Annotated in this window: 26 protein-coding genes and 1 pseudogene; 18 read left to right on the top strand and 9 right to left on the bottom strand. The window is 58.6% G+C overall.

All coding sequences use genetic code 11. The annotated features are described in order from the left end of the window. Window positions 1–26 precede the first annotated feature (26 nt). The 5 genes from ACFWW2_RS06965 (at window position 27) to ACFWW2_RS06945 (ending at window position 4,340) form a co-directional block, all read left to right on the top strand. Entirely contained in the window at window positions 27–311 is a 285-nt protein-coding gene (locus tag ACFWW2_RS06965) for a co-chaperone GroES (protein ID WP_393927125.1), read from the top strand. Window positions 312–359: 48 nt separating this feature from the next. Beyond that, window positions 360–2,006: a chaperonin GroEL gene (gene groL, locus ACFWW2_RS06960; protein ID WP_393927124.1), complete on the top strand. Its 1,647-nt coding sequence runs from the start codon at window positions 360–362 to the stop codon at window positions 2,004–2,006. A 221-nt stretch (window positions 2,007–2,227) separates the two neighbouring features. Continuing rightward, window positions 2,228–2,722: a GNAT family N-acetyltransferase gene (locus ACFWW2_RS06955; protein ID WP_393927123.1), complete on the top strand. Its 495-nt coding sequence runs from the start codon at window positions 2,228–2,230 to the stop codon at window positions 2,720–2,722. 3 nt (window positions 2,723–2,725) lie between these two features. Beyond that, window positions 2,726–3,562 (top strand): DMT family transporter, encoded by an 837-nt coding sequence (locus tag ACFWW2_RS06950; RefSeq protein WP_393927122.1) that lies wholly within the window; start codon window positions 2,726–2,728, stop codon window positions 3,560–3,562. A gap of 52 nt (window positions 3,563–3,614) precedes the next feature. Next, entirely contained in the window at window positions 3,615–4,340 is a 726-nt protein-coding gene (locus tag ACFWW2_RS06945; RefSeq protein WP_393927121.1) for an esterase/lipase family protein, read from the top strand. Here ACFWW2_RS06945 and ACFWW2_RS06940 read toward each other — a convergent pair. The 3 genes from ACFWW2_RS06940 to ACFWW2_RS06930 all read right to left on the bottom strand — a co-directional run bounded on the left by ACFWW2_RS06940 (window position 4,337) and on the right by ACFWW2_RS06930 (window position 6,175). Next, window positions 4,337–5,410: a 5-(carboxyamino)imidazole ribonucleotide synthase gene (locus ACFWW2_RS06940; protein WP_393927120.1), complete on the bottom strand. Its 1,074-nt coding sequence runs from the start codon at window positions 5,408–5,410 to the stop codon at window positions 4,337–4,339. The genes ACFWW2_RS06945 and ACFWW2_RS06940 overlap by 4 nt on opposite strands. Then, window positions 5,403–5,891 (bottom strand): 5-(carboxyamino)imidazole ribonucleotide mutase, encoded by a 489-nt coding sequence (gene purE, locus ACFWW2_RS06935; protein ID WP_393927119.1) that lies wholly within the window; start codon window positions 5,889–5,891, stop codon window positions 5,403–5,405. Before purE ends, ACFWW2_RS06940 begins: the two co-directional genes overlap by 8 nt. Window positions 5,892–5,956: 65 nt before the next feature. Then, entirely contained in the window at window positions 5,957–6,175 is a 219-nt protein-coding gene (locus ACFWW2_RS06930) for a YdcH family protein (protein ID WP_393927117.1), read from the bottom strand. Window positions 6,176–6,343: 168 nt separating this feature from the next. Here ACFWW2_RS06930 and ACFWW2_RS06925 point away from each other — a divergent pair, with 168 nt between their 5' ends. Both ACFWW2_RS06925 and ACFWW2_RS06920 read left to right on the top strand, forming a co-directional pair. Continuing rightward, a complete protein-coding gene (locus ACFWW2_RS06925) occupies window positions 6,344–6,757 on the top strand; it encodes an Hsp20 family protein (RefSeq protein WP_393927116.1) in 414 nt (137 codons plus the stop codon). Between the two features lie 3 nt (window positions 6,758–6,760). After that, window positions 6,761–6,985, top strand: a complete 225-nt coding sequence (locus ACFWW2_RS06920) for a DUF1150 family protein (RefSeq protein ID WP_393927115.1) — start codon at window positions 6,761–6,763, stop codon at window positions 6,983–6,985. A 35-nt stretch (window positions 6,986–7,020) separates the two neighbouring features. Here the strand turns inward: ACFWW2_RS06920 and ACFWW2_RS06915 are convergent, their stop codons facing one another. The 4 genes from ACFWW2_RS06915 to trxB form a co-directional block, all read right to left on the bottom strand. Next, a complete protein-coding gene (locus ACFWW2_RS06915) occupies window positions 7,021–8,733 on the bottom strand; it encodes a bifunctional sulfate adenylyltransferase/adenylylsulfate kinase (RefSeq protein WP_393927114.1) in 1,713 nt (570 codons plus the stop codon). Between the two features lie 127 nt (window positions 8,734–8,860). Further along, complete coding sequence (locus ACFWW2_RS06910) at window positions 8,861–10,183, bottom strand: cytochrome P450 (protein ID WP_393927113.1); 1,323 nt, start codon at window positions 10,181–10,183, stop codon at window positions 8,861–8,863. Between the two features lie 51 nt (window positions 10,184–10,234). Continuing rightward, window positions 10,235–10,753: an RES family NAD+ phosphorylase gene (locus ACFWW2_RS06905; RefSeq protein ID WP_393927112.1), complete on the bottom strand. Its 519-nt coding sequence runs from the start codon at window positions 10,751–10,753 to the stop codon at window positions 10,235–10,237. Continuing rightward, window positions 10,750–11,718 (bottom strand): thioredoxin-disulfide reductase, encoded by a 969-nt coding sequence (trxB, locus tag ACFWW2_RS06900; protein WP_393927111.1) that lies wholly within the window; start codon window positions 11,716–11,718, stop codon window positions 10,750–10,752. Before trxB ends, ACFWW2_RS06905 begins: the two co-directional genes overlap by 4 nt. A gap of 164 nt (window positions 11,719–11,882) precedes the next feature. Here trxB and ACFWW2_RS06895 point away from each other — a divergent pair, with 164 nt between their 5' ends. Continuing rightward, window positions 11,883–12,383 carry an Lrp/AsnC family transcriptional regulator gene (locus ACFWW2_RS06895; RefSeq protein ID WP_393927110.1) on the top strand — a complete coding sequence of 167 codons (501 nt, stop codon included), beginning with the start codon at window positions 11,883–11,885 and terminating at the stop codon, window positions 12,381–12,383. A 217-nt stretch (window positions 12,384–12,600) separates the two neighbouring features. Here ACFWW2_RS06895 and ACFWW2_RS06890 read toward each other — a convergent pair whose 3' ends face one another. Beyond that, window positions 12,601–14,646: a putative bifunctional diguanylate cyclase/phosphodiesterase gene (locus ACFWW2_RS06890; protein WP_393927109.1), complete on the bottom strand. Its 2,046-nt coding sequence runs from the start codon at window positions 14,644–14,646 to the stop codon at window positions 12,601–12,603. Between the two features lie 174 nt (window positions 14,647–14,820). Between ACFWW2_RS06890 and ACFWW2_RS06885 the strand changes: the two genes are divergently transcribed. The 6 genes from ACFWW2_RS06885 (at window position 14,821) to ACFWW2_RS06860 (ending at window position 19,662) form a co-directional block, all read left to right on the top strand. Beyond that, entirely contained in the window at window positions 14,821–16,050 is a 1,230-nt protein-coding gene (locus ACFWW2_RS06885; protein ID WP_393927108.1) for an MFS transporter, read from the top strand. A gap of 53 nt (window positions 16,051–16,103) precedes the next feature. Continuing rightward, window positions 16,104–16,754: a peptide-methionine (S)-S-oxide reductase MsrA gene (gene msrA, locus ACFWW2_RS06880; protein ID WP_393927107.1), complete on the top strand. Its 651-nt coding sequence runs from the start codon at window positions 16,104–16,106 to the stop codon at window positions 16,752–16,754. Then, window positions 16,741–17,580 carry a PhzF family phenazine biosynthesis protein gene (locus ACFWW2_RS06875; protein WP_393927238.1) on the top strand — a complete coding sequence of 280 codons (840 nt, stop codon included), beginning with the start codon at window positions 16,741–16,743 and terminating at the stop codon, window positions 17,578–17,580. Before msrA ends, ACFWW2_RS06875 begins: the two co-directional genes overlap by 14 nt. An 8-nt stretch (window positions 17,581–17,588) precedes the next feature. Further along, window positions 17,589–18,311, top strand: coding sequence for an SGNH/GDSL hydrolase family protein (locus ACFWW2_RS06870; protein ID WP_393927106.1), 723 nt, complete (start codon window positions 17,589–17,591; stop codon window positions 18,309–18,311). A gap of 31 nt (window positions 18,312–18,342) precedes the next feature. Then, complete coding sequence (locus ACFWW2_RS06865; protein WP_393927105.1) at window positions 18,343–19,224, top strand: 50S ribosomal protein L11 methyltransferase; 882 nt, start codon at window positions 18,343–18,345, stop codon at window positions 19,222–19,224. A 93-nt stretch (window positions 19,225–19,317) separates the two neighbouring features. Beyond that, complete coding sequence (locus ACFWW2_RS06860; protein WP_393927104.1) at window positions 19,318–19,662, top strand: hypothetical protein; 345 nt, start codon at window positions 19,318–19,320, stop codon at window positions 19,660–19,662. A 75-nt stretch (window positions 19,663–19,737) separates the two neighbouring features. On the opposite strand, the gene ACFWW2_RS06855 is transcribed toward ACFWW2_RS06860, so the two are convergent. Further along, window positions 19,738–19,947, bottom strand: coding sequence for a DUF1127 domain-containing protein (locus ACFWW2_RS06855; RefSeq protein WP_393927103.1), 210 nt, complete (start codon window positions 19,945–19,947; stop codon window positions 19,738–19,740). A gap of 308 nt (window positions 19,948–20,255) precedes the next feature. On the opposite strand from ACFWW2_RS06855, the gene ruvC reads away from it, so the two are divergent. The 4 genes and pseudogenes from ruvC to ACFWW2_RS06835 form a co-directional block, all read left to right on the top strand. Next, window positions 20,256–20,762, top strand: a complete 507-nt coding sequence (gene ruvC / locus ACFWW2_RS06850) for a crossover junction endodeoxyribonuclease RuvC (RefSeq protein ID WP_393927102.1) — start codon at window positions 20,256–20,258, stop codon at window positions 20,760–20,762. Further along, window positions 20,759–21,418 carry a Holliday junction branch migration protein RuvA gene (gene ruvA, locus ACFWW2_RS06845; RefSeq protein ID WP_393927101.1) on the top strand — a complete coding sequence of 220 codons (660 nt, stop codon included), beginning with the start codon at window positions 20,759–20,761 and terminating at the stop codon, window positions 21,416–21,418. The genes ruvC and ruvA overlap by 4 nt, the downstream gene beginning before the upstream one ends. A 9-nt stretch (window positions 21,419–21,427) precedes the next feature. Next, window positions 21,428–22,447, top strand: a complete 1,020-nt coding sequence (gene ruvB / locus ACFWW2_RS06840) for a Holliday junction branch migration DNA helicase RuvB (RefSeq protein ID WP_393927099.1) — start codon at window positions 21,428–21,430, stop codon at window positions 22,445–22,447. A 22-nt stretch (window positions 22,448–22,469) separates the two neighbouring features. Beyond that, window positions 22,470–22,901, top strand: a pseudogene (locus tag ACFWW2_RS06835) (hypothetical protein); the annotation flags it as partial. Window positions 22,902–23,027: the final 126 nt, after the last annotated feature.

Below are 23,027 nucleotides of genomic sequence, written 5' to 3'. Positions count from 1 at the left end.
GAAACACGAACTGGAGAAGTTCTGAAATGGCATTTACACCACTTCACGACCGCGTACTCGTTCGTCGCATCGAAGGCGACGAAAAGACTGTTGGCGGCCTGATCATTCCTGACAGCGCCAAAGAAAAGCCCGCTGAAGGCGAGATCGTCAGCGTTGGCGAAGGCGCGCGCAAAGACAGCGGTGAGCTGATCGCGATGTCTGTCAAAGCAGGCGACAAAGTGCTGTTTGGCAAATGGTCCGGCACCGAGGTCAAGATCGACGGCGAAGAGCTGCTGATTATGAAAGAAAGCGACATCCTCGGCATCATGTAAGCCGAATGATCGCAATCACATCTATTCTTAAGCAAGGAGCACATGAAAATGGCTGCTAAAGACGTCAAATTCGACACAGATGCGCGCAACCGCATGCTCAAAGGTGTCAACACCCTCGCCAATGCGGTGAAGGTTACGCTGGGCCCCAAAGGCCGCAACGTGGTTCTGGACAAATCGTTCGGTGCCCCCCGCATCACCAAGGACGGTGTGTCGGTTGCCAAGGAAATCGAACTGGAAGACAAGTTCGAAAACATGGGCGCGCAAATGGTCAAAGAAGTGGCCCAGCGCACCAATGACGAAGCCGGTGACGGCACAACGACCGCCACTGTTCTGGCCCAGGCGATTGTCAAGGAAGGCATGAAATCTGTTGCCGCCGGCATGAACCCCATGGACCTCAAGCGCGGCATCGACCTGGCCACTGCCAAGGTTGTCGAAGCAATCAAAGCAGCCGCCCGCGACGTGACTGACAGCGACGAAGTTGCACAGGTCGGCACGATCTCTGCTAACGGCGAAGCTGAAATCGGTCGTCAGATCGCTGATGCGATGCAGAAAGTCGGCAACGAAGGCGTCATCACCGTTGAAGAAAACAAAGGTCTGGAAACAGAAACTGATGTTGTCGAAGGTATGCAGTTCGACCGCGGTTACCTGTCGCCTTACTTTGTGACCAACACAGAGAAGATGACGACAGAGCTGGAAGACGCGATCATCCTACTGCACGAGAAAAAGCTTTCTTCGCTCCAGCCAATGGTCCCACTGCTCGAGTCGGTCATTCAGTCTGGTAAGCCCCTGCTGATCATCGCAGAAGACGTCGAAGGTGAAGCGCTGGCAACCCTGGTTGTCAACAAGTTGCGCGGTGGTCTAAAAATCGCTGCCGTCAAGGCACCTGGTTTCGGTGACCGTCGCAAGGCCATGCTGCAGGACATTGCGATCCTGACCGGTGGTCAGGTTATTTCTGAAGACCTCGGCATGAAGCTGGAAAACGTGACCATCGACATGCTGGGCTCTGCCAAGCGCGTCGCGATCACCAAGGATGAGACAACCATCATCGATGGTGACGGCGAAAAGGCCGAGATCGAAGCACGCGTATCCCAGATCCGTGGCCAGATCGAAGAAACGACATCCGACTACGACCGTGAAAAGCTGCAGGAACGCGTGGCCAAACTGGCCGGTGGTGTTGCCGTGATCCGCGTTGGCGGCATGTCCGAAATCGAAGTCAAAGAGCGTAAGGACCGCGTTGACGATGCACTGAACGCGACACGTGCCGCTGTTCAGGAAGGTATCGTTGTCGGCGGTGGCGTTGCTCTGGTACAGGCTGGCAAAACACTTGCAGACCTCAAGGGTGCGAACTCTGACCAGGACGTCGGCATCGCGATCATCCGCAAGGCTCTTGAGTCTCCGCTGCGTCAGATCGCCGAAAACTCCGGCGTTGACGGCTCTGTCGTGGCTGGCAAGATCCGCGAAAGCAGCGATGCGGCCTTTGGTTTCAATGCGCAGACCGAAGAATATGGCGACATGTTCAAGTTCGGCGTGATTGACCCTGCCAAGGTTGTGCGGACTGCCTTGCAGGACGCCGCATCGGTTGCTGGCCTGCTGATCACCACCGAAGCCATGGTTGCTGACAAGCCCGCCAAAGAAGGCGCCGGTGGCGCTGGCGGCGGCATGCCCGACATGGGCGGCATGGGCGGCATGATGTAAGTCGAAACGCTTCGCGTTTCGACGCGGGCAGCAAAGCGGCAATCGTTTCGCCAGAAACGATGAGAGCTTTGACCCCGCATCGGCCTCATGAGGGGCGGTCCAATTGGGCCGCCCTTCTTGCGCAAACAGAATTTCGCAGAAATTCTGATCACAAAACCTCATCGAGATTTTGATATTGTCAGCCACTGGACGGCTACCGCCCCCACCGATACCGTCCGCCAATGATCTTATCCCAGTCGCCCCAGTTTGCCCGTGATCTCCGAGCTGGAGAGGAAGGTGCTGTCGACGCGCTGCTCCGTGCTGCGTTTGGGGGTGAGGATGAGGTCCAGCTTGTTCACAAACTCCGCAAGTCCCGCGCAATGGCGGGTGAGGTCGTGTTGCCGATGGATGATCGGATCATCGGTTATTACGCCCTGTCCACATTTGTGAAACCAAAGGGCTGGCTGTGCCTGGCCCCTGTCGCGATCCACCCTGAAATGCAACGGCGAGGGTATGGCAAACGGATGATGGGTATGCTGACCGAATGGGCGCGGCTGACGCAGACGCCGGTCGTCGTCCTGGGTAACCTGGAATTCTATGAAAAGGCGGGGTTTTCGCGCGAAAAGGCGACAAGGCTGCAGACGCGATATCCGATAGAGAACACCATGCTGGCCGGAGTTGATGCCGCTGTTCCGGCGCAGCAGCTGGCCTATCCGGCTGCTTTTGACGGGCTCTGACAGATGCAGTTGTTCCTGCTTGTCGCCTTGACGATGACGGCCTTTGCAGCCAACTCCATTCTCAACCGTATCGGCGTGGCCGAATTCGGGATGGACCCGATAGATTTCGCGGCCATCCGGGTCGTCGCCGGGGCTGCTATGTTGTGGCTGTTGATCCTGATCCGCAGTGCACCCCGGCCCGCTATTTGGGTTCCGAAACGCTGGGCGGGGGCGATCATGTTGGCAATCTACATGGTTGGGTTTTCCTGGGCCTATATCAGCCTTGGGGCGGGGTTGGGGGCGCTGATCCTGTTTGGCGTCTTGCAGGTCGTTGTCTTTGGCTGGGCTGTGATCGAAGGGCAAACCGTGCCCCTGATGCGCTGGATCGGTGCCGGGATCGCCCTGATCGGGTTATGCGTGCTGCTTTGGCCCGGTGGGCAGGCAACCGTGCCTTTCGCCGGTGCAATGTCGATGGCGGCGGCGGGCGTTGGATGGGCCGCCTATACTCTTCTGGGGCGCGCCGAAAGTGACGCACTGGGGGCGACAGCGGGTAATTTCCTGCTCTGTGTACCACTGACCGGACTAGCAATGGTGGTAGCCGGTGGCGGGCCCATGTCCGTGATGGGCGTTTTGACGGCAGTTGTCGCTGGGGCCGTAACCTCTGGACTGGGCTATGCCCTTTGGTATCGGGTTTTGCCATCATTGCCGACGACAGTGGCAGGGATTGCGCAGCTAAGCGTGCCGGTGATTGCTGTCGCTGCGGGCGCTGTGCTGCTGGCTGAGCCGTTGACACTGCGTCTGCTCTCTGCGGGTGCACTGGTGCTCGGTGGCATCGCGCTGTCGCTCCTTGTGCGACGTTAGGTTTTTCGTGAAAGGGTATTCCGTCGCGGCAACACAATGCTAACTAACACGCATGAGATACGTTTTGGCCGCCCTTCTGTCCCTGATGGGATCAGCTGCAGCAGCGCAGGAATGCGTCGTGATGCTGCACGGTCTGGCACGTACCGAAATATCGTTCACCCCGCTGCAGATCGTCCTTGAGAACGAAGGCTACAAGGTCATCAACCGCGGCTATCCATCGACCGAGGCCACGATACCGACATTGGTCGAGGAACATCTGGCCGAAGATGTGGCCGCCTGCGGTGACGCCCGTGTGCACTTTGTCACCCATTCCATGGGCGGAATCCTCGCCCGTGCATGGCTGACCAATAACCGGCCCAAGGTGATGGGCCGTGTTGTCATGCTGGGGCCGCCCAATGCAGGGTCTGAACTGGTGGATATCTTCGGCGATTTTGAACCTTTTCAATGGGTGAACGGCCCGGCGGGCCTGCAATTGGGCACTGGCGATGCCAGTTTTCCAAATCAGTTGGGCACACTTCCAGAATACGAGGTGGGCATCATTGCCGGTAACCGCACGCTGAACCCAGTTTATTCTGCCCTGATCGACGGACCCGACGATGGCAAGGTTTCGGTCGCGTCCACCCGGCTGGCGGGGATGCATGACCATATCGAACTACCCGTGACCCACACCTTCATGATGAACAATCCGCTTGTGATGGAAGAGGTACTGATCTTCCTGCGCGACGGGCGCTTTGACCGCAGCCTCAACATGACCGATGTGATCCTCGGCACGGATTAAGAGGCGGGCGCGACGACCCTGTTCACATGCCCCATCTTGCGGCCCGGTTTGGCCTCGGCCTTGCCGTAAAGATGGATCGCTGCATCGGTTCTGGCAATTTCCGGTATCCGGTCCATATCGTCGCCAATCAGGTTTTCCATCACCACATCCGAATGGCGCGTGCCATCCCCCAGCGGCCAGCCCGCAACGGCGCGGATATGCTGTTCGAACTGGCAGATGGTGCAGCCGTTCTGGGTCCAGTGGCCGGAGTTATGCACACGCGGTGCGATTTCATTGACGATCAGACCACTGCTGGTCACGAACAGCTCAACCCCCAGGACGCCCACATAATCCAGTGCGTTCAGAATACGCGCGGCGATCAACACGGCATCGGTCCGCTGGTCAGGGGTCAGCCGGGCGGGGACGGTGGTTGTCCGTAGTATTCCGGCCTCATGCACGTTTTCGCCCGGATCATAGCAGGCCAGAGCCCCATCAGCGCTGCGCGCCCCGATGACTGACACCTCATGGCTGAAATCAATGAAACCTTCCAGGATCGCCGGGGTACCCGCCATATCGGCAAAGGCTTTTTCTGTATCGCCCACGTCCATGATGCGGGCCTGCCCCTTGCCATCATAGCCCATCCGCCGGGTTTTCAGGATGGCTGGCGTGCCGATGCCATCAATGGCGATAGTGAGATCATCTAGGCTTGTGACATCGGCGAAGGGTGCGGTTTGCAAGCCCAGATCCTGCAGGAAAGATTTTTCGTTTAGCCGATCCTGACTGGTCGCCAATGCAAGCCGCCCGGGATGGATAGGTACATGATCTTCGATTAGATCAAGCGCTGCGGTCGGGATGTTTTCGAATTCATAGGTGACGACATCGACGCTTTTAGCGAAGTTTTCCAACGCGGCCTGATCGTCATATCCTGCTTTCATATGAAAATTGGACACATGTGAGGCGGGGCAATCGCCGCCGGGTTCAAAAATGCATGTCTTGAACCCCAGACGGGCCGCCGCGACCGACAGCATTCGCCCCAGTTGGCCGCCGCCGAGTATACCGATTGTCGCCCCGGTGGGCAGTGGATCAGTCATCGCTTGGCTCATCAGGGATCGAGGCAGACAATGCACTGCGCCACTGGTCAAGGCGCGCAGCCAGATCGGTGTCTTGCAGGGCAAGGATACCGGCCGCCATCAGCCCGGCATTCGCCGCCCCTGCGGCACCAATCGCCATTGTCGCCACGGGATAGCCGCGCGGCATCTGCAGGATGGAATAAAGACTGTCGACACCCGACAGCGCCTTGGTCTGCACGGGGACACCAATCACCGGCACCCGAGTTTTCGAGGCCATCATGCCCGGCAAATGGGCCGCCCCACCTGCACCGGCAATAATCACCTGCAAACCACGATCCACGGCTGTCTTACCATAGTCCCACAGACGGTCCGGTGTACGATGGGCCGACACGATCTTGGTCTCGTAAGGAATACCCAATTGGTCAAGCATTTCAGCGGCTTCGCGCATGGTGGGCCAGTCTGATTGACTGCCCATGATGATACCGACCAAAGGTTGGGCCATGACGCACCCCTGCTGCCAAAATAAAGCGGCACTATAGCGGCGACACAGGGCGCTGCAACGCCCTATCAGGCGATAATATCAGGCAAAATACGATCTTCGAGGGCGACAATCTGGTCTTTCAGGGCCAGTTTTTGTTTTTTGAGCCGTTTGATTGTCAGCATATCCGCAGACCCGCGCTCCTGCAGAGCGTCGATGGCTTCGTCCAGATCCCGATGCTCGCGCCGCAGCACCTCCAGCTTGACGCGCAGGACCTCAACCTGTTCCATTTGTGCAGATTTGTTCATCTGTGGCGTGTCCGATTGCTTGTGATCTTATCACTATAGATAGGGGTTTAGTCACAAAGTTCCTAACACTTCCTCTTGATCACAAAGGCTTGCAGACCCATATTTTCAACAACGGTCGCCGAAATCGGGGCCAGAACTGACAGTCGCTTGACGAAAAGGGCATGTCTTATGACGAAATTGGCTTTGGGAACGCATCCGTTCCTGTTGGGTTTCGAACAGCTTGAACGGCTGGTCGAACGTACCGCGAAAAGCGGAAATGACGGCTACCCGCCGTATAATATCGAACAAACCTCGGATCATTCCTATCGGATCACGCTGGCTGTGGCCGGTTTTGCCGAAGATGATCTGGCGATTACCGTCGAAGATAACTCTTTGGTCATTCGTGGGCGTCAGAATGAAGATGACGCCGGGCGTATCTATCTGCATCGCGGCATTGCCGCGCGGCAATTCCAGCGTTCTTTTGTGCTGGCCGATGGTGTCGATGTGGGTGAGGCGGTGATGGAAAACGGTCTGCTGCATATCGATCTGACCCGGGCGATCCCGGATCGCATCGTGCAGACGATCAATATACGGAAAGGGTGAGTCATGAATACCAAGTTTGATCTGAAATCAATGGGCGAGGATATCGTCTATGTGAAAGCCATCGCCGTGACTGAACTGCCGCAGGAATTGCAGCAGCAGGCAGGTGATCTGGACACGCTCTTCTCGGTCCATAATGCCCAGGGTGAGCAGTTGGCGCTGGTGGCTAACCGCAAACTGGCCTTTCATCTGGCGCGCGAGAACCACATGCGCCCAGTGACTGTTCACTGACAGATGACACGGCGTAAGATGGGTCTTGACCCATCCTACGCTTTGATCAGCCCCATGCTTTCGAGCTTCAATATCACCTGATGGGCGCAGTTGTCGACCGGGACATTCTCGGTCTCGACGCGCAATTCAGGGTTTTCGGGAACATCATAGGGGTCTGAAATCCCTGTAAACTCCTTGATCTTCCCTTCGCGCGCCAGCTTATACAACCCCTTGCGATCCCGCCTTTCGCATTCCTCGATGGATGTGGCGACGTGGATTTCGAGAAATGCTCCGAACTGTTCGATCTCTTCGCGTACGGCCCGCCGTGTCGCCGCATAAGGTGCGATCGGTGCACAGATCGCGATGCCGCCATTCTTGGTGATCTCAGAGGCCACGAATCCGATCCGCCGGATGTTCAGGTCGCGGTGTTCCTTGCTGAACCCCAGTTCCGACGACAGGTTCTTGCGCACGATATCCCCGTCCAGCAGTGTCACAGGCCGCCCGCCCATTTCCATCAGCTTGACCATTAGCGCGTTGGCGATGGTTGACTTGCCGGACCCTGAAAAGCCGGTGAAGAACACGGTAAATCCTTGTGCGGCCCGTGGTGGCCGCGTTCTGCGCAGCTCCTCAACCACGGCAGGGAAGGAAAACCATTCCGGTATTTCCAGCCCTTCCGACAACCGCCGCCGTAATTCCGTGCCAGAGATATTGAGGATCGTGACTTTATCACGGTCGTGTATTTCATCGGCAGGTTCGTACTGCGCCCGGTCCTGCACATAGACCATGTGCTGAAAATCGACCATCTCGATGCCCATCTCGTCCTGATGTTCGCGAAACAGGTCCTGCGCATCGTAAGGGCCATAGAAATCCTCGCCCTGGCTGTTTTTGCCGGGTCCGGCATGGTCGCGACCTACGATGAAATGGGTGCAGCCATGGTTTTTGCGGATCAGCCCGTGCCACACGGCCTCGCGTGGGCCGGCCATGCGCATGGCGAGGTTGAGAAGCGACATCGTGGTGGTGGATGACGGGTACTGATCCAGCACGGCCTCGTAACAGCGCACACGGGTGAAATGGTCGATATCGCCAGGTTTTGTCATGCCGACAACCGGGTGGATCAGCAGGTTCGCCTGCGCCTCTTTCGCCGCCCGAAAGGTCAGCTCCTGATGGGCGCGGTGCAACGGATTGCGGGTCTGAAAGGCCACCACCTTGCGCCAGCCCAGTTTGCGAAACAGGGCGCGGAGTTCATTGGGCGTATCGCGGCGACCCCGGAAATCGTAATGCACGGGCTGCTGGATTCCAGTAACAGGGCCGCCCAGATAGACGCTGCCTGCTGTATGATGCAGATAATTGACCGCCGGATGCGCCATATCATTGGCACCAAACACCTTTTCCGCCTCGCGCGCCTTGTCCGGCGACCATTTGTCGGTCACGGTCATGGTCGCCAGGATCACCCCTTCCTGATCGCGCAGGGCGATGTCCTGACCCAGTTCAACCGCCTCGGCAAAGCGCTCTGACACATCCAGCGTGATCGGCATGGGCCACAGCGTACCGTCGGCCAGCCGCATGTTTTCCACCACGCCGTCATAGTCGGCTTGCGACAAGAACCCTTTCAGCGGATTGAACCCGCCATTCATCAACAGTTCCAGATCGCAAATCTGGCGCGGGCTCAGATCATGGCTGACCAGATCGGCCGCCTCCATCTTCATCTTCTGGGCGCTCTCATACGAAACAAAGAGTTCCGGGATCGGGGCCAAATCCTGTGCCATCATAACGACCTGACGTTTGTGATTTTCAATTGCGTGGTGGCATAGACCCGGCTTTGGCCCGTGTCTAGCGACCACTGGCAGTTAAGACCGGGGTTCGCGCGAAACGGCTGAAGCGGGAACCAACACGTGGCTAACGCGGGATCAGACGGACAGGCAGACCACCCTTTGGGAAGGGGATCGGAACGCGCTGCCATTTGACGGGTCCACCATCGGCCCGTTCGACCCGGTAGCGGCGCAGCAGCAGCGCCATGAACACCTTGACCTGCATCGTGGCGAAATGCAGGCCGATGCATTTATGTGCCCCGCCACCGAACGGCGCCCAGGCGTAACGATGGCTTTGATCCTCGGCACGGTTTGGTGAAAAGCGGTCAGGGTCGAAAACCTCGGGGTCGGTCCAATGATCCGGCGATACCAGAACCATGCCGGGCATGGCGGAAACGGATGTGCCCGCCGGGAAATCCATGCCGCCATAGCTGAAATCGCGCACCGCCAGGCGTGGGATGAACGGCACTGGCGGTAACAGGCGCAGGCTTTCGCGAAACACCCGGTCGGTCACATCAAGTGCGTCCAAGGCAGTGTCATCCAGCGGTGCACCGCCAAGGGCGTCGACCTCTGCCACCATCAGGTCCTGCCAGTCTGAATATGTCGTCATGGCCCAGATCATTTTGGTCAGGGTGGCGGCCGTGGTGTCATGTGCTGCCATCAGCAGGAAATTGAAGTGATCGACGATCTCTTCATCTGTCCAGACATTGCCGTCATCATCGGTGGCGAGGCACATCTGGCTGAAGAAGTCATCGCCGCCTGTCTTGCGCCGCTCCGGGATCAATTGGCGGAACGTTTCGGACAGATAGCGGCGCGCCAACATGCCCCGCCTGATCTTGGTATAAGGCAAGGGTTTGCGGATGATCCCGAGTGAGGCTGCAACCTCGGCCTGGAAGGCTTGATTGAGTTCAGGCACCCTATGATCGTGGATCGAAAGCCCCATGAAGACCGCACCGCCCATCTGCAAAGTCGCTGTCTTGATGGCGGGAAAAAACGCGAAATCGGTTTCGGCTGGCCAATCCGTGATCAGACTGTCAAGCGCAGTCGCCATGCTGTCGCGATAGGCGTCCATCACTGGCTTGCGAAAGGCTGATTGCATGATCCGGCGATGCGCGCGGTGATCGCCAAAGTCGCGCAGCATCAGCCCCCCGCCGAACAGCACATCCAGCATGTCCCAGCCGCCGGCGCTGGAAAACAGGTCATCCTTGTCGCCAAGTATGAATTCCAGCGCATCTGCACCGTTCAGGGCGACACGCCATTTCCCGAGCACCTTGACCTTGTAGATTGGGCCATATCGTTTAGCCGCGTTGCCATGAAGGCGATAGCTGTCGATCAGAAGGTCAAGCGTATGTCCGATCAGTGGTTTGGGTCGGGGCCCCGGTACATGGGCCAGCGTATCAGCGTTGGCCATCTGCCCTCCGATCACTGCGATAACGAAACTCTACCGCAGATTGCAGAAACGTCAAAATATAGATGGAGTCCAGTCAGTTGGGCTAGCCGCGACACGCAGTTGCGCCGCGCCCGGGGCATTCCAGCGAAACAGCACCAGATGCCACCGTTCCGGCGCCCGGCGCGAGGCATAGATCATCCCATCCGCGCCACTGGCCCGCACCGCGTCTGATGCTTTCCAACTGGTGGCGGGCTGGCCGTTTGCCCGCTCGTCCGCCCATGGCACGCTGGGCCAACGCGGGTCTATATCGAGCTGATCACAAGTCGCCGGGTCGCGCAGATCGGCAAGCCTTGCGTCGCTCACTTGCAAGGGGATCATGACGCGTGGCGGATCGTCGGCACGCAGGTAGATGTCAATCGCGATGGCTGCTGTTTCCGGCGTAGGCGAAGCATAGAAAGCAGGCTGCCCGCTATGGTGAAACCGGCCTTCAGGGTGGATCACCCCGTCCAGCACCTTGTCGGCATATCGCGCAAAGGCGATGCGAAAAGTAGGTCCCGAAAACAGTGTCAGATTGGTATTGCTGGCAGTCATTCCACGGCAGCAAGAACGGGCGCATCTTCCTGTTCTGCAAGGAATTTTTCGGCATCCAATGCTGCCATGCAGCCCATACCGGCGGATGTGACCGCCTGACGGTAAATGTGGTCGGTCAGATCGCCCGCGGCAAAGACACCTGGAATGGCCGTGCGGGTGCTGCCCGCCGTGACTTTGACATAGCCGCCATTGTGGGTTTCCAGTTGGTCCTTGACCAGTTCGGAGGCGGGCGCATGGCCGATGGCGATAAAGACGCCCTTGCACGGGATTTCGGTGATCTCGCCGGTTTTGGTGTGTTTGACACGCACGCCTTCGACGCCAAGCGGTTGGTCGGTGCCGTAGACCTCATCAATTTCGTGAAACCACAGCGTTTCGATTTTCTTGTTGTTAAACAGTCGGTTCTGCAGGATTTTCTCGGCCCGCAATTCATCGCGCCGGTGGATCAGCGTGACCTTTGAGGCGAAGTTGGTCAGAAACAGCGCTTCTTCGACGGCCGTGTTGCCGCCGCCGACCACGACGATTTCCTGACCGCGGTAAAAGAACCCGTCGCAGGTGGCGCAGGCGCTGACGCCGAAGCCTTTGAACTTGTCCTCGGTTGGCAGGCCAAGCCATTTCGCGCGGGCCCCGGTGCAAAGGATCACGGCGTCGGCGGTATAGACCGTGCCGCTGTCGGATTGGGCGGTGAAGGGGCGCTTTTGCAGGTCGAGCGATGTGATGATATCGCCGATGATTTCGCAGCCCATTTCGCGTGCATGGGCCTCCATTCTGACCATCAAATCAGGGCCTTGCACCTCGGTGTCGCCGGGCCAGTTTTCAACTTCGGTGGTGGTGGTCAGCTGGCCGCCGGGTTCGATGCCCTGCACAAGGATCGGTTCCAGCATGGCACGCGCCGCATAGACGCCTGCGCTGTAACCAGCGGGGCCGGAGCCGATGATCAGGACTTTGGTGTGGCGGGTGTCGGACATGGCGGGCCTCATTACGCTGCAATGAATCCGATATAGACCCGCCTGCACGAGGATAAAAGGCCGGGGCAAGTGGAAGTGATACGTTATTTTATTGCTGTTTGGTGAAATATTGTTGCGTAGGCGCGCGCTGTTTCGTAGTATTCGCAAAAATCACAGGGAATATGATGCCAGGAACGAAACTTGATGACATCGACCGGATGATTCTGGCCGAATTGCAGGCCGATGGTCGCATGACCAATGTGGAACTGGCCAAACGCGTTGGAATATCGGCCCCGCCATGCCTGCGCCGGGTGCGCACTTTGGAAGAGCAGGGATTTATTCAAGGATACCATGCAGATGTAAATGCCCGCGAGCTTGGCTTTGAGGTGCAGGTCTTTGCCATGGTGGGTTTGGTCAGCCAGGCGGAGGTGGACCTGAGCGCGTTCGAGCGCCGCTGCCAGGAATGGCCGCTGGTGCGCGAGTGTCATATGCTCAATGGCGAAGTGGATTTTATCCTGAAATGTGTGGCGCCGGATTTGCGCACCTTTCAGCGGTTTTTGACAGAAGAATTGACGAGTGCAGACAATGTGGCGTCGGTCAAGACTTCGCTGGTCATTCGTGGCGCCAAGGACGAGCCGGGGGTGCCGTTTGACGTGCTTGAGGCGCGGTTGGCGCAAGAGGCCTGACGCAACGTTCGGTGGGGTGCGGGGGGCGGCGCAACACCCCGATCAGCCCATTTTCGCGAATCATGTGTTAATACAGGCCTTTTCGCCAAAATTGGCGGTCGGCATCGCGTCGGCAAAACGTCGGACTTGCGTCGGACCCTTTTGGGCGATTTTGCCGGATTAACCCGGCGTACGGTCGAAATATGAAGGCGTTGTTAAGGTTTGAGGTCGTCTGACTTCAGGACGCGCGGGCCAGTGGTTTTTGCCCCGCGATCTGGCGCGCCTCTTGCAGCGTTTTGGGTTTGCCGAAATAGAAACCCTGCGCATAAGCGCAGTTTTCAGAGCGCAGGAATGTCAGTTCTTCCTGCTGTTCGATCCCTTCGGCCAGCACCGGAATCCCGAGGGCGGTGCCAAGCAGAAGTGTAGACCGGACAATGGCCGCGCGCTGATGATCGCTATGCACATCAGAAATGAAACTGCGGTCGATCTTAATCTTGTCGAAAGGGAAGGCCTGCAAGGTCGAAAGCGAGGAATAGCCGGTCCCGAAATCATCCATCGCGATGCGGATACCCATCGCCTTGAGCGCGTGCATGGCTTTCAGGGTACGGACCTGATCGTCGATAATTGATGCTTCTGTCACCTCAAGCTCAAGCCGTTCAGGCGGAAAGCCGGTTTCTGTCAGGATGGTGGAGACTTTTTCCACAAAGCAGGCCTGGACCAATTGTTGTGGGGCGACATTGACGGCGATGCTGAATTCGGTTGGCCAACTGGCGGCCTCAGTGCAGGCGGTGCGCAGGACCCATAGACCGATATCACGGATCAGGCCGGTTTCTTCGGCGATGGGGATGAATTGTGCGGGAGAAACCGGGCCGCGTTGGGGGTGGTTCCAGCGCAACAAAGCCTCGAACCCCACGGGTTGCAGTGAGTTCAGATCGTTCTGCAACTGATAGACCAGTTCAAATTCGCCGTTTTCGACCGCGTGCCGCAGATCGTAGATCATCAAGGTCCGTTCCTGCGTTTCACGATCCATTTCGGCATTGTAAATGCAGATAAAGTTTTCGGGGTCCGATTTGGCCCGGTACATGGCGATGTCGGATTGCCCCAGCAAGTCGTCCATCTTGATGTCATCGCCGCATGCGATGGCAACGCCGATGGCCGCCCGCACGCTGACCGGGGCCGCAGGCAGTTCAATCGGCTGGACGACGGCGTCGTTCAGGCGTGTGCCAAATGCGATCACGTCATCTTCGCTCTGAAAGCCGCGTTTGAGGGCGACAAATTCATCACCGCCAGTCCGGGCGATGAATTCATCGTCTTCGATGGTCCAGCGGAGCCGTTCACTGACCACCTGGAGCACCTGATCGCCGGTGGCGTGGCCATAAAGATCATTGATTTCCTTGAAAAGGTTGAGGTCGATGGTCAGGACGGCGACCCGAGCGCCGGGGTTGGTCTGCAGTTCTTCGGCATACCGATCAATCCGGTTGGCCAGTTGCAGACGGTTGGGCAGCCCGGTCAGCGGATCGTTCAGGGCGGCGATCTTGAGCTGCTTTTTTGCCTCTTCCTCAATATTGGTTTCGATGCTGACCGAGGCAAATCCGATCAGCAGGATGACGACCATGATCGCAAGGATCAGAAAGCCAAGCGCTGTGTCCGAGATTAGCTGCGGCGGCACCTTATTGAGCGTGTTGAGTTCGATTGTAAACGCGCTCATCCCCGTGAAATGCATGGTGCAGATGGCGGTCACCATCAGTATGGCCCCGCCCAGCCAGCAGTAGCGCGTAACCGGAAAGGCGATGCGGTGAAAGGCAGCCGTGCCTAACCCCATGCCCAGCAGAACAGAGGCAATGACCGGCCCCGTATGCCAGATGACGTCCCCCGGAAACAGATAGGCCGACATACCGACATAGTGCATGATGGATACGGTCAGGCCGAAGGTGGTGCCGGCCGCGATGGTGTCGCGCAGGCCTTTGCCGCGCCCGAACACCGCATTCGCTGCCAATGTGCCAAAGATGGCGATAACCAGCGACAGCCCGGTTGTGAACGGTTCGTACCCGTGTTCGACGCCCGGATCATAGGCCAGCATGGCGATGAAATGCGTGGTCCAGATGGTCGTGCCGGTGATCAGACCGGTCAGGGCAAGCTGGACAATCCGGCGCAGGCCGTGGGCCCGCAGCATCCGCCGACTGAGCAGGACAGCCAGACATGACCCCACAATACAGACAAGCGCCGCGACGGCGACCAGCCCGTAATCGTGTTCATAGACCAGACATGCGATTACCCGATACATTGACCCGCTTTGTCAGTGAAACCATCACCGCACCGTTTCATCTGACAATGAAGAGTTGGTTAGGTTTCGCCGCATAATGGTGAGTAAGTCGGTTCAATTTTAATCGTTTTGTCGGCTTTGACAGGTCTATGACACCTCTCGCCATCATCCCAAAACAGGCGTAAGTCGGTAATCATGAAGATTGTTCGTCTCGAAGATGCGCGCCATCTGCCGCTGTGGCGCAGGCCCACGTCGTTGCTTTTTGTGATGGCGATGGCCATGCCTGTGGCGTTTGCTACGTGGTCGGCGCTGCTGAACAACTTTGTGATCGAGGTGGCGGCATTCGATGGATCTGACATCGGCTGGCTGCACACCGTTCGTGAGATACCGGGGTTTTTTGCCATTGGGGTGATCGCCCTGATCATGTTCATTCGCGAACAGGTGCTGGGCCTCGTGGCGCTGGCCATGCTGGGGGCGGCGACGGCGGTGACGGCACAGTTTCCAAGCATGGCGGGTATTCTGACGGTGACCATGCTGTCATCCATCGGATTTCATTATTACGAGACGGTCAACCAGTCGTTGCAGTTGCAGTGGATCGAAAAAAAGCGCGCACCGCAGACGCTGGGCTGGCTGATCTCTGCCGGGGCGGGGGCCACGATTGTGGTCTATGTGCTGATCGTGCTGAGCTGGGATCTGCTGGGCCTGACCTATTCCATCGTCTACTGGCTGTCGGGCGGCTTTACGGCGTTGGTGGCGTTGTTGTGTCTGTTTGCCTATCCGCAGTTTGAATCGCCCAATCCACAGTTGAAGACCTTTGTGCTGCGCCGCCGCTATTGGCTTTATTATGCGTTGCAGTTCATGTCGGGCGCCCGCCGCCAGATCTTTGTCGTCTTTGCCGCATTCATGATGGTCGAACAGTTCGGGCTCGAGGTCGATGAGGTGACCAAGCTGTTCCTGCTGACCCTTGTCATCAACATGATCGCCGCCCCGTTTCTGGGCAAGCTGGTGGCCGTGTTCGGTGAGCGCCGGGCGCTGGTGTTTGAATATACCGGCCTGTGCCTGATCTTTTTTGCCTATGGGGGCATTTATTATTTCGGCTGGGGTGTGCTGTTGGCGACGTTTCTTTATGTGGCCAACCATATCTTTTTCAGCCTGGCGTTGGCGATCAAAACCTATTTCCAGAAGATCGCGGACCCGCAGGATATCGCGCCCACTGCCGCGGTCGCCTTTACCATCAACCATATCGCGGCTGTGTTTTTGCCGGCCCTGCTGGGTTATATCTGGCTGCAATCGCCGGGAACGGTGTTTTTGATGGCGGCGGGCATGGCGATCATTTCGCTGCTGTTGTCGCTGTTGATCCCGCGCCATCCTGCCCCGGGTCACGAGACCGTGTTTCAGTTCCGTTTGCTTGCAGCGGCGGAGTAGAAATTGCGCCGCCGGGCATTATATTCTGCCCTGACCCCCAGAGGAGAGTTCAGATGTTTTTCACCAAGAGCCCGAAGTCCGAGATGGTGACCAAGGATGCCGCCCTGCCGGGCCGGTCCGCGCCGATCCCGACAGCCCCGACCCATTTCGTTTATGGCACGCCGCTGACTGGCGAGGTGCCGCAGGGCATGGAAGAGGCCATGTTCGGCATGGGCTGTTTCTGGGGTGTGGAGCGGATGTTCTGGAAGCTAGATGGTGTGCAGTCGACGATGGTGGGCTATGCGGGCGGCTATACCCCGAACCCGACCTATGAAGAGGTCTGCACCGGCAAGACCGGCCATAATGAGGTGGTCCGCGTGATCTATGACCCGGCGGTCATTTCCTATGATCAGCTGTTGCAGGTGTTCTGGGAGGGTCATGACCCGACACAAGGCATGCGGCAGGGGAATGATCGGGGTACGCAGTACCGGTCTGGCATTTATGCCTATTCGGCCGCACAACGCGAAGCAGCTGAGGTGTCCAAGGTGGCGTTTGCACCGCGGTTGTCGGAGGCGGGGTATGGTGCCATCACGACCGAGATTGTCGATGCGCCGGAGTTCTATTTCGCCGAGGATTATCACCAGCAATATCTGGCGAAGAACCCGAACGGCTATTGCGGCATCGGGGGGACGGGTGTGACCTGTCCGATTGGTGTTGGCGTCTAGGCGATTTGTCCAATGTGATGTGTTCAGTGCTGTTCCCTCCAAAGGGAACGGGCTGGCTGTGGTTGTCGATGCCGATGGTCTGACTGATGACCAGATGCAGGGGTTTGCCGCCTGGACGAATCTGGCGGAAACCACGTTTCTGACCAAACCGACCGCCCCGGGGGCCGATTATGCCGTGCGCATCTTTACCCCCGGTCGCGAAATGCCGTTTGCAGGGCATCCGACGCTGGGGAGTTGTATGGCGTGGCTGCATACCGGTGGTGTGCCCGCCGAAGCCGGTGTCGTGCGTCAGCAATGTGCGATCGGTATTGTTGAGATTGATGTGACCGGGCCGGTGCCCGCATTTGTTGCCCCGCCGACCAAGGTGATCCCGATGGCCGATGCGGACCTGACCCGCTATGCGCAGGCGCTGGATCTGCGGCCCGAACAGGTGGTCAGGGCGACCCAGTTGGATAACGGCCCGGTCTGGCAGGTGCTGGAACTGGCATCGGCAGAGGATGTGCTTGCGATTGATGCGTCCCGCGTCAGTTGGCCTGATTTTGTCGCGCTGTCGGTTGTGGGGCCTTACCCCGCCGGGGCAGAGGCGGATTATGAGGTCCGTAACCTTTCCCCGTCCAGCGGTATGATCGAGGACCCGATCACCGGATCGCTGAATGCCGCCATTGCGCAGTGGATGCGGGCCGAAGGGCGGTTGACCCGTGATCTGGTCATGTCGCAAGGCACACAGATTGGCCGGGTCGGCCGCGTATTTGTGCGCCCGGATGCCGACCGGGTGATGATTGGCGGGCATGTGAATGTTCTGATCAAGGGGACCGTCGATCTGTGATCGTCAATGTGCTGTCACATACTGTTCTGCTGCCGATCCTGCTTGCGCAGGCGGCCTATGTCCGGCGCCATGTCATCGAACTGCCGGAACCGCCGGGGGATCGTAGTGGCGCTGTGGGTGATGGTCCGCCGCTCCGACTGCTGATCATCGGGGATTCGTCGGCTGCCGGTGTCGGCGTGGCGACGCAGGCCGAGGCCCTGCTGGGGCGTATCACGGGACGGCTTGCGGGTGTCGCGCGGGTTGAGTTTGATCTGGTGGCCCGCACAGGGGCCAAGACCGCAGAGGCCGTGGGTTGGCTGGATGACCTGCCGAGTGATCAATATGACGTGGTCGTTACTGCTTTGGGCGTCAACGATGTGACCAAGGCGACCCCGCTCAGCCGCTGGCTGTCGTTGCAGGCCCGGTTGCTGGACCGGCTGAAAAATGATTTCGGCGCGCGGCGCATTGTTGTCTCTGGTCTGCCGCCGATGGGGCAATTTCCATTATTGCCGCAACCCCTGCGCTGGGCGATGGGCCGACGGGCGCTCTGGTTCGACAAGCATCTGCATCGGTTGGTGGCGGCACGGCCTGCCTGCACCCCGGTCACCATCAAGCTGGGTCTGAACGATACAAATATGTCAGCGGATGGATTTCACCCCGGCCCGTCGGTTTACGCCGCCTGGGCGGACGAGATTTGCGGGGTGATCCTGTCTGATCCCGGTCTGCTTGACGCAGCACGGCGCAAGGCCTAACCGGTGGCATCCCTGACAAGGCATTGACGCGATGACCACCTATTCCGCCCTGACGACGATCCCCGGCGAAGATGCGGCATATCTTTTGGCCGATGATCTGGAAGCGCTGGTGCCGGAACCGACCGGTGTGGGTGTGTTCGAGATCGAGGATGGGTCCGGGTTGTGGGAGGTTGGTGCCTATTTCACCGAAGCGCCTGATCAGGCGGCGCTATCAGTGCTGGCGGCCTTGCATGGTGCCAAGTTGTTCGCGGTGTCCGACATCCCCGAACAGGATTGGGTATCAAAGGTGCAGCGCGAACTGGCCCCGGTCGCGGCAGGCCGGTTTTTCGTCTATGGCGCGCATGACGCCGATAAGGTTCCCGACGATGCGATTGCATTGCTGATCGAGGCGCAGATGGCCTTTGGCACGGGTCATCATGGCACGACATTGGGCTGTTTGCGGGCGTTTGACGCGTTGCTGACGGACGGGTTTGTTGGCGAAAAGGTGGCCGATATCGGCTGTGGCACGGCTGTTCTGGCGATGGCAGCGGCGCATGTTTTGCCCGGTCAGGTGCTGGCCAGCGATATTGATCCGGTGGCGGTTGATGTGGCGCAGGCGAATGTGGCGGCGAACGGTCTGGACGGGCGGGTTAACTGCGTCGTGGCCGCTGGATTTGATACGCCTGCGCTGTCCGATGCGAGCCCCTTTGATTTGATTTTTGCCAATATTTTAAAGGGACCGCTGGTCGGTCTGGCACCTGCGATGGCAGCCCATACCACACCGGGCGGCTATGTGATTCTGTCCGGTATTTTGAATGAACAGGCCGACGAAGTAGTCGGCGTTTATCAACAAAACGGGTTCAATCTGGTGCAATCGGACAGTATTGTTGACTGGACAACCCTGGTAATGAGCAAAAACACACCGGTATTGTGAGATTTCGCACGTTCAACAGTGAAATGTCTTGTTATAGCCAGATTTGTTAGCGATCTTTGATAGACCGTAGTTGGTAATTTAGCGGAGGATGGCATGGCTCAAGCCAATGTTCCTTTTGATAAGAGACTGAAGCGTATCGTGCGCCGCCATGATCGTATGGCACGTGGCGTTGTGAAAACGGTGAATGCCGATGGCCTGATCGTGGCGCGTCCACGCATCTATAAGCCGCGCTTTCCGCTGAAAGGGCTTCTTGCCCTGATTATCACCGGCTTCCTGTTCAAGGGCTTCCTTTTTGCCTATCTCGGCGAAGCTGCTTACGCCGACCGTGTGACCTCGCTTCAGCAAGGTTCCATGATGGAGCAGGCGGGCGCATGGGTGATGCAGGCTGATCCTGCAACTGTATTTATCTCAGGTGCGATCCAGAATATTCTTCCTTGATCCTGCTAGGGTGACGGAAACAAAAAGGCCGCTTCCAGATGGAAGCGGCCTTTTGCGTTGATGCCTCGCGCGGGTTCAGCGAATGCCGCGTGTCGCGATGTTGTCGATGTCGCCATAGGACAGACCGATGTCTTCCAGTTCACGGGCGGAGAGTTTCGACAGCGCGTTGCGTGTAACGCGCGCATCGTTCCAGGCTGCCAGAGAAGCGAAAGAGCGTGCAACGAAAGCGGAGAAAGCGCCGGCGGAGAGGCCAGCAGCGGGGCGGGTGGTGTCAAATGCGGCCATGGCCTTGTTCCTTGATTTGTGCTGCGATGCAGCGTTGTCTGATAAAGCGCATCTAGGAGGCTTTGATTGGTGTTACCAGTGACGTTTTTGCATGACTCATATGCGTTTTCAGAATGCCTTATTTTTGTGCGGATTACGCCGTAAATTGTTTATTTACAAATAGTTAAATCTGTCGCCTTTAGGCCCCATTCCGACGCATTCAGGCCGTTGGTGTCATGCCGTAGCGTCATGGCTCGGCTGAAAGCCTCTTGGTCTTTGTTCGCGTTTTGTGCTAGCAATTTTATGACAATAAGAAGAATGGGGCAGTGATGCGTGTTTTGGGGATCGATCCGGGCTTGCGCAACATGGGCTGGGGCGTGATCGAAGTGACCGGATCGCGTCTGAGCCATGTGGCGAATGGCGTGTGCCATTCGGTTGGCGATGATCTGGCTGCCCGGTTGCTGTCCCTTCATGCCGGCCTGACAGAGATGATCGCGGCCCATCGCCCTGATGCCGCTGCCGTTGAGCAGACCTTCGTCAACAAGGATGGTGTCGCGACGCTGAAGCTGGGACAGGCGCGCGGGATTGCCATGCTGGTGCCTGCACAGGCAGGTCTTGCCATAGGCGAATACGCCCCGAACGCGGTCAAGAAGGCTGTCGTCGGTGTGGGCCATGCCGACAAGTGTCAGGTCGACCATATGGTGAAACTGCAGTTGCCCGGTGTGCAGATCGCCGGGCCGGATGCGGCCGATGCTCTGGCGATTGCCATTTGCCATGCCCATCATCTGCAATCTGCGGGCACTTTGGCGCAGGCGCTGGCGAGGGCTGGCGCGTGATTGGCAAGATTGCAGGGCGGCTGGAATACCGCGCCGCCGATCATGTGCTGATCGATGTGCGCGGCGTGGGCTATATCGTTTATGTGTCGGACCGGGTGATGGCGGGCTTGCCCGCCAATGGGGAAGCGGTCGCGCTTTATACCGATCTGCTGGTGCGCGAGGATAATCTGCAGCTTTTTGGTTTCACGACCTTGGTCGAAAAGGAATGGCACCGCTTGCTGATGTCAGTGCAGGGGATCGGGGCCAAGGCCTCAATGGCAATTCTGGGGACGATCGGGGCTGACGGCGTCAGCCGGGCGATTGCGCTGGGCGATTGGAACGCTGTTGCCAAGGCCAAGGGCGTCGGCCCCAAAACGGCGCAGCGGGTCACCATTGAGTTGAAAGACAAGGCGCCGGGTGTGATGGCGATGGGCGGCACAGTGGGCGACGCGCTGGGCGACGTTGTGATCGAGGCTGAGACGCCGGATCAGGTCCGGCGTGCCCCTGCACCCAAGGCAAACCCGGCGCAGGCGGAGGCCCTGTCGGCCCTTGGCAATCTGGGCTACGCGCCCGGCGAGGCGGCAAGTGCCGTGGCAGAGGCGGCTGGCACGAACCCTGATGCGGATACCTCTGCCCTGATCCGTGCGGCCTTGAAGCTGTTGGCGCCGAAAGGCTAGGGAGGGCGTATGACCCAGCCTGATCCCACCTTGCGTCCTGATCCGCAGCCTGAGGATGCTGATCGCGCCTTGCGTCCGCAGACGCTGGATGAGTTTATCGGGCAGCGCGAGGCGCGCGCGAACCTGAAGGTGTTTATCGAAAGTGCGCGCAGACGTGGCGAGGCGATGGATCACGCGCTGTTTCATGGCCCCCCCGGTCTGGGCAAGACGACGCTCGCGCAGATTATGGCGCGGGAGTTGGGGGTGAACTTTCGCATGACCTCTGGCCCGGTGCTGGCCAAGGCGGGTGATCTGGCGGCGATCCTGACCAATCTTGAAGCACGGGATGTGCTGTTCATCGACGAGATTCACCGGCTAAACCCGGCGGTGGAAGAGGTGCTGTATCCGGCGCTTGAGGATTTCGAGCTGGATCTGGTGATCGGCGAAGGCCCTGCTGCCCGCACTGTCCGGATTGAGTTGCAGCCCTTTACCCTTGTCGGGGCGACGACGCGCATGGGGTTGCTGACGACGCCCTTGCGGGATCGCTTTGGCATTCCGACGCGGCTGGAGTTTTATACCGAGGACGAGTTGCACGAGATCGTCACCCGTGGCGCCCGGCTAATGGGGGCGCCTGCCGCCGATGCAGGCGCGCGCGAAATTGCACGCCGCGCGCGGGGGACGCCGCGCATCGCGGGGCGGTTGCTGCGCCGGGTGGTGGATTTTGCGATTGTCGAGGGCGATGGCACCGTGACCCAAGCGATTGCCGACCGGGCGCTGACCCGGCTGGGTGTGGATCATCTGGGGCTGGACAATGCCGATCGGCGCTATCTGCGCCTGATTGCAGAAAGCTATGGCGGCGGCCCTGTCGGGGTTGAGACGATGTCGGCGGCCTTGTCGGAAAGCCGCGACAGTCTGGAAGATGTGATTGAGCCTTATCTGTTGCAGAAAGGGTTGATCCAGCGGACGCCGCGTGGCCGGATGCTGGCGCAAGCGGCCTGGGCGCATCTGGGGATTGCGCCGCCAAAATCTCAGACGGATTTGTTTGGCTAGGCTGCCTCCGGCGGGAGTATTTATGGAAGAAAGAAATCAGGATATTGCCGCGCTCTTCACTCGTGCCGACGGGAATTATGTGTTTGCCCGCTGGGGCAGGCCGATTGTGCCGGTGGTATTCGGGGTGGATGATGCGACCCTTGCGGTGTTCAAGGGCGCGATTGAAGCGGTCGTGACCCTGGCCGGGCATCAGATGGCCGAGACTGATCCGGAACTTGGTGCCAATTTCATGATCTTCTTTTGTCGCGAATGGGCTGAGTTGCCCCAAGTGCCGCATCTGGATGCTTTGGTTCCTGATCTGCTTCCGTTGGTGGCCAAACTGCAGGAGGCGGATGCCAATCAGTACCGGATTTTCCGTTTTGACGCGGCAGGTGCCATTCGCGCGGCATTCGTGTTTTTGCGCATGGATGACCATCTGGCGGCCGTTTCCGCTGATACGCTGGCGCTAAAGCGTTTCGGGATTAGTTTGAGGCATATCCGGCAGCCTTGAAGTAGTTCCAGCACTCTGTGGGATCGTATAAGTCGCAGATTTGGCCGATGGCTTCGAATACAGCAGTGAACGAGCGGGCACCGACGCGGC

The sequence above is a fragment of the Yoonia sp. R2-816 genome (genome assembly GCF_046762905.1).
GTDB lineage: Bacteria > Pseudomonadota > Alphaproteobacteria > Rhodobacterales > Rhodobacteraceae > Yoonia.
Note: the sequence above shows the minus strand (reverse complement) of the source record. Positions and strands in the feature narration are given on the sequence as shown.